We start from the raw sequence: 3283 nt of genomic DNA on the forward strand, positions 1-3283 counted from the left end.
GATGTGTATAAGAGACAGGTTTAGGGATCTCAAACTTATAAATATCATCTGTATATTTACGCATCATTTTTTTACAAATTTCATGCACAAAGAATGCAGAAACAAATGGTATTATAAAATATCCAAATACTAATAAAATAATATTCATGTTAGGATCTCCATCCATTCGATTAAATGCATTAATCGGCCCAACTAATCCTGTATAACCAAAACCAGCAGACATTGGTGTACCTTTAATGCCAATAAAGTAAGCGATTAAACCGCCAATCACTCCATTAATAATTAACGGTATTGCAATAATTAAATGCTTAAAATAAACAGGTATCATCATCTTAGCAGCACCAATTATCAATACTAAATTGACTCCGGCCCCATTAACTCTAATTGAACCAAATAAAAATGTCACACAAGCTGCTACAATACCCATATTAGCTGCACCACTACCTAAACCTGATAAACTGATTGCCGTTGCTATAGCAACTACAGATATTGGTGTAACCATTAACAACGCATATGTAACACAAATCAATATTGACATCATTAATGGATTTAATTCTGTAAAAGCATTTACTATATGACCGATTCCTTTAGTGACATTTGTCACATAACCTAATGTAAACAAGCCTATAACGCCACTTAAAACTGGAATAATAACAGGTAATAGAATCATTTCCAGTGATCCTAGTTTATTTTGTAATAACAAGTATAAAGTACAAGCTATCACTACAACTAAAATAGTATTTATGATATCACCAGTACCATTGAGTAAAAATCCGCCTTCAGTCATCTTAACAGCACCACTACCTATCATAGCGGAAACACCTATCATAGTGGCACCAGCCCCATTAAATTTAAACTGATGTGCTGCTAAAACACCAATAATAAATGCCATAAATGATTGGATTAAAACTACTAACTGATAAACAGTCTCTAATAATTGGTTACCTTCTTTAAAAAATTTTAATAATTCACCTAATAATGCATTAGGTATTAATGCAATGACTACACCTGCTCCAACAGCTTGTAAAATATTACCAAAAAATGATTTACCTGTAGTTTTAGCTGTGCCTGATTTTACCATTCTTGTATCCTCCAAATATAACATTAGACTAATAATATTATATTTTCGACTAAAGTACAATATTAAGTTTAAAGTTATAAACTAAGATATAATCATTAAATTTCTGCATATACACCTAGCTACCAGAATTCAAAATAAATCATATACATTTTAAATCATAAAAAAAAAGAAACCCCATAAATATGGGATTTCTGAGATATTTTCTCTCTATTTAAACACTAATTATACCAGCGGTCGGGATCGAACCGACACTCCAAAAAGGAACGGGATTTTGAGTCCCGCGCGTCTGCCAATTCCGCCACGCTGGCTCAATATTATAAACAAAAAACTTCCAACCAGGAAGTGATAATGGAGCGGAAGATAGGACTTACACCTATATCTCATTCCGGGAAGGAATGTGTTCTAAGAGTTAAACTACTCCCGCATAATATAAATTAAATGGAGCGGAAGATAGGACTTACACCTATATCTCATTCCGGGAAGGAATGTGTTCTAAGAGTTAAACTACTCCCGCATAATATTAAATTAAATGGAGCGGAAGATAGGACTTGCACCTATATCTCATTCCGGGAAGGAATGTGTTCTAGAAATTGAACTACTCCCGCATAATTCATGGAGGCGGCAACCGGATTTGAACCGGTGATAAAGGTTTTGCAGACCTCTGCCTTACCACTTGGCTATGCCGCCAATAAAACTGGGCTAGCTGGATTCGAACCAGCGCGTGACGGAGTCAAAGTCCGTTGCCTTACCGCTTGGCTATAGCCCATTAATCAATAAGGGCGGTTGATGGGAATCGAACCCACGCGTGTCGGAACCACAATCCGATGCGTTAACCACTTCGCCACAACCGCCATGGCAGGGGCAGTAGGAATCGAACCCACATCGAAGGTTTTGGAGACCTTTATTCTACCGTTGAACTATGCCCCTATTAAATTGAATGGTGGAGGGGGGCAGATTCGAACTGCCGAACCCGAAGGAGCGGATTTACAGTCCGCCGCGTTTAGCCACTTCGCTACCCCTCCATGAAAATGGTGCCGGCCAGAGGACTTGAACCCCCAACCTACTGATTACAAGTCAGTTGCTCTACCAGTTGAGCTAGGCCGGCTTGTATAAAATGGTTCAAGACAGAGTCGAACTGCCGACACATGGAGCTTCAATCCATTGCTCTACCAACTGAGCTATTGAACCATAATGTTAAAAATAATGGCGGTCTCGACGGGAATCGAACCCGCGATCTCCTGCGTGACAGGCAGGCGTGTTAACCGCTACACTACGAGACCAAATTATGTAATTGCGGGAGGCGGATTCGAACCACCGACCTTCGGGTTATGAGCCCGACGAGCTACCGAACTGCTCCATCCCGCGATAATGATATTAATGGCGGAGGAAGAGGGATTCGAACCCCCGCGAGCCGTTAAGCTCCTGTCGGTTTTCAAGACCGATCCCTTCAGCCAGACTTGGGTATTCCTCCAAAAATATACGATAATTATACTATTAAATTGTTTTAAAATGGCGGAGGAAGAGGGATTCGAACCCCCGCGGGCCGTTAAGCCCCTGTCGGTTTTCAAGACCGATCCCTTCAGCCGGACTTGGGTATTCCTCCAAAATTATATGGACCTTGCAGGATTCGAACCTGCGACCGAACGGTTATGAGCCGTTAGCTCTGACCAACTGAGCTAAAGGTCCAGAGTATAATTTACAACTAACAATAGTGGCGGTGGAGGGAATCGAACCCACGACCTCACGGGTATGAACCGTACGCTCTAGCCAGCTGAGCTACACCGCCGTTGTAATTTAGTTTGTATCAATAAATATGGTGGAGACTAGCGGGATCGAACCGCTGACCTCCTGCGTGCAAAGCAGGCGCTCTCCCAGCTGAGCTAAGCCCCCATTTAGTAAAATGAATTTTAGTAGATATCGGGAAGACAGGATTCGAACCTACGACCCCTTGGTCCCAAACCAAGTGCTCTACCAAGCTGAGCTACTTCCCGTTTTTCATAGGATGAAGCAATCTAAATTACGCGCCCGATAGGAGTCGAACCCATAACCTCTTGATCCGTAGTCAAGCACTCTATCCAGTTGAGCTACGGGCGCTTAATTCAAAGATGGTGCCGAGGACCGGAATCGAACCGGTACGATGATCTCTCATCGCAGGATTTTAAGTCCTGTGCGTCTGCCAGTTCCGCCACCCCGGCAAAATAA

1 protein-coding gene and 21 tRNA genes are annotated in these 3283 nt (G+C 41.7%); all 22 read right to left on the reverse strand.

Features of this window, described 5'->3' with window-relative positions; all coding sequences use genetic code 11:
• Nucleotides 1-1081 (reverse strand): PTS sugar transporter subunit IIC (locus CD150_RS11500; protein WP_103161620.1); only part of this gene is annotated, 1081 nt, incomplete at its 3' end.
• A 225-nt stretch (nucleotides 1082-1306) separates the two neighbouring features.
• Nucleotides 1307-1389, reverse strand: a tRNA-Leu gene (locus CD150_RS11505).
• A 41-nt stretch (nucleotides 1390-1430) separates the two neighbouring features.
• Nucleotides 1431-1505: transfer RNA gene (locus CD150_RS13470), tRNA-Gly, on the reverse strand.
• 15 nt (nucleotides 1506-1520) lie between these two features.
• Nucleotides 1521-1595 (reverse strand) — tRNA-Gly (locus tag CD150_RS13475).
• A gap of 16 nt (nucleotides 1596-1611) precedes the next feature.
• Nucleotides 1612-1686, reverse strand: a tRNA-Gly gene (locus tag CD150_RS11510).
• 8 nt (nucleotides 1687-1694) lie between these two features.
• A tRNA-Cys gene (locus CD150_RS11515) sits at nucleotides 1695-1768 on the reverse strand.
• A gap of 7 nt (nucleotides 1769-1775) precedes the next feature.
• Nucleotides 1776-1847 (reverse strand) — tRNA-Gln (locus CD150_RS11520).
• Between the two features lie 12 nt (nucleotides 1848-1859).
• Nucleotides 1860-1932, reverse strand: a tRNA-His gene (locus tag CD150_RS11525).
• 2 nt (nucleotides 1933-1934) lie between these two features.
• A tRNA-Trp gene (locus tag CD150_RS11530) sits at nucleotides 1935-2008 on the reverse strand.
• Nucleotides 2009-2019: 11 nt separating this feature from the next.
• Nucleotides 2020-2103, reverse strand: a tRNA-Tyr gene (locus CD150_RS11535).
• A gap of 7 nt (nucleotides 2104-2110) precedes the next feature.
• Nucleotides 2111-2186 (reverse strand) — tRNA-Thr (locus tag CD150_RS11540).
• 10 nt (nucleotides 2187-2196) lie between these two features.
• Nucleotides 2197-2269 (reverse strand) — tRNA-Phe (locus CD150_RS11545).
• Between the two features lie 16 nt (nucleotides 2270-2285).
• Nucleotides 2286-2361, reverse strand: a tRNA-Asp gene (locus CD150_RS11550).
• A gap of 11 nt (nucleotides 2362-2372) precedes the next feature.
• Nucleotides 2373-2446 (reverse strand) — tRNA-Met (locus tag CD150_RS11555).
• A 13-nt stretch (nucleotides 2447-2459) separates the two neighbouring features.
• Nucleotides 2460-2552: transfer RNA gene (locus tag CD150_RS11560), tRNA-Ser, on the reverse strand.
• Between the two features lie 39 nt (nucleotides 2553-2591).
• Nucleotides 2592-2684, reverse strand: a tRNA-Ser gene (locus CD150_RS11565).
• Nucleotides 2685-2693: 9 nt separating this feature from the next.
• Nucleotides 2694-2767: transfer RNA gene (locus CD150_RS11570), tRNA-Ile, on the reverse strand.
• Between the two features lie 26 nt (nucleotides 2768-2793).
• Nucleotides 2794-2867, reverse strand: a tRNA-Met gene (locus CD150_RS11575).
• Between the two features lie 28 nt (nucleotides 2868-2895).
• Nucleotides 2896-2971 (reverse strand) — tRNA-Ala (locus tag CD150_RS11580).
• Between the two features lie 27 nt (nucleotides 2972-2998).
• Nucleotides 2999-3072 (reverse strand) — tRNA-Pro (locus CD150_RS11585).
• A gap of 29 nt (nucleotides 3073-3101) precedes the next feature.
• Nucleotides 3102-3175 (reverse strand) — tRNA-Arg (locus CD150_RS11590).
• A gap of 12 nt (nucleotides 3176-3187) precedes the next feature.
• A tRNA-Leu gene (locus CD150_RS11595) sits at nucleotides 3188-3276 on the reverse strand.
• Nucleotides 3277-3283 lie beyond the last annotated feature (7 nt).

The sequence above is a fragment of the Staphylococcus ureilyticus genome (assembly GCF_002902235.1).
Taxonomy (GTDB): Bacteria; Bacillota; Bacilli; order Staphylococcales; family Staphylococcaceae; genus Staphylococcus; species Staphylococcus ureilyticus.